The following is a 1,792-nucleotide window of genomic DNA, read 5'->3' on the forward strand; positions in this document are numbered from 1 at the left end:
GACATACGAGAGCTTGTATATAGCCCTGAATTCAAAACCGAAAGCAATGAAATGAAGATTACGATATTCATGACTTGACCCGCTGCCGGGAGGCCTGCCATATCAAATACGCTGGCATAGGGGGTTTTAAGTAAATCTTCAGCCCCCTGGGGAATTACGAGAACCAAAACAGTCACTGACCCAACAAAGAAAAGAAGGAGACGCCATACAACACTGTTTATGGCTCTAATAATATTTTTTTCGGGATTTTCAGACTCCCCTGCAGCAATGGCAGCTACTTCACTTCCAGATAATGAGAAGGTAATGAATATCACACTAAGGAGGACAGGCAGAAACCCATTTGGCAAAAAGCTTCCATCCCCAGTAATGTTAGAGAGTCCTGGTGAATCGAATCCTGGAACAAATCCGAAAATCATGGCAGCGCCCAGGAAGAGGAATATTACAATGGCAGCCACTTTCATGAAAGCTAACCAGTATTCAAATTCCCCATAAGCTTTGACTGAATAGATATTCGTTACCATCATTAATATAGGGAAAGATAGACTGGCAGCCCACATAGGTATGCCAGGAAACCAATCATGAATCATAGTACCCAATAGCGTAGTTTCAATGGCAATGATGATAACCCAGTTGAACCAGTATAACCAGCCTATCGTGTATCCGGCCCAGGGACCAAATGCTTGATGTGCATATGTTGAAAAGGATCCGCTATCAGGATTCACCACAGCCATTTCACCCAGCATACGCATTATAAGCACGATCATCAATCCTGCGATTATATACGATAATATGGCACCAGGTCCTGCTGAATCAATTATTGTTCCGCTTCCGATAAATAGTCCTGCCCCAATTACCCCGCCAATAGAAATCATTGTGACATGCCTGGTCTTGAGACCATGTTTCAATTCATTTGTTTGAAGTGCCACTATTGTCACCATCCTTTAAAACTGTCAATTTACCGTTTTGTAAGCAGTAAATCACTGCTCATGGGTACCCTAGTAGAAATCTTTCATTCAAAAACAATGATTACATTCATATTCCCGTTTAGATCAATAATTTTAATGAGGCCTAATTCACAATCGGTATATGTATATTGCACAGCAAAAACTCTATTAACCGTAAGTGCTTTTCTATTTATACTCCTTTTTACTACCATCAGCCCCTCAACGAAATACACGGAAAGTACAATGATCTTTGTTGATTTTGGACTTTTCGCTTTTTGTTGAGTGAAGTCCTTTTATGTAAAATTATAGTTACCCAGCTCTATTATTTCTTTCCTCAATCTTCACCCTCTTTCATTAAAATTTTATACATATATAAATAACAGCAATATCCATGCCAAGAAAAGGATAGTTATTTTATGGGGGTTTAACGCTTTTATAAACTTAAAATGATTCATTATTGAATCGTTAACCTAATTTATGATTCATATATTAATTATTAACCCTTTTTGATCCACAATCGATTCAAAATGACAATTTTATTATTTTATTTTAAAATTTCGACACATATTTTTACTGAAAAATAACAGAAAAAAAAGATGCCAAAATCCAAATTATTATTTCTTGGCATCTTCCAAATAGATTTATTATCACTCAGAATGATTTTGATTAATACCGGCAGACCTTCCGCTATTAATCAAAGATCTATCTACAGCCTCGAAAAATATCGTTAAGAATATAATGCTCTATGTAATGTCAATATGTATTAAACCTTTATAAATTCGTTCTTAACTGCGGGGAAATGGATACTGAATGTAGTTAAACTTTCATTTGAGACACAACCCATATAT

Annotated in this window: 1 protein-coding gene; it reads right to left on the reverse strand. The window is 36.5% G+C overall.

What is annotated here, in order from left to right; translation table 11 throughout:
• A partial coding sequence (locus ACFVSH_RS26215) for an amino acid permease (protein WP_387708730.1) occupies window positions 1–872 on the reverse strand: 872 nt, incomplete at its 3' end.
• Window positions 873–1,792: the final 920 nt, after the last annotated feature.

The sequence above is a fragment of the Peribacillus sp. NPDC058002 genome, from assembly GCF_042886655.1.
GTDB lineage: Bacteria > Bacillota > Bacilli > Bacillales > DSM-1321 > Peribacillus > Peribacillus aracenensis.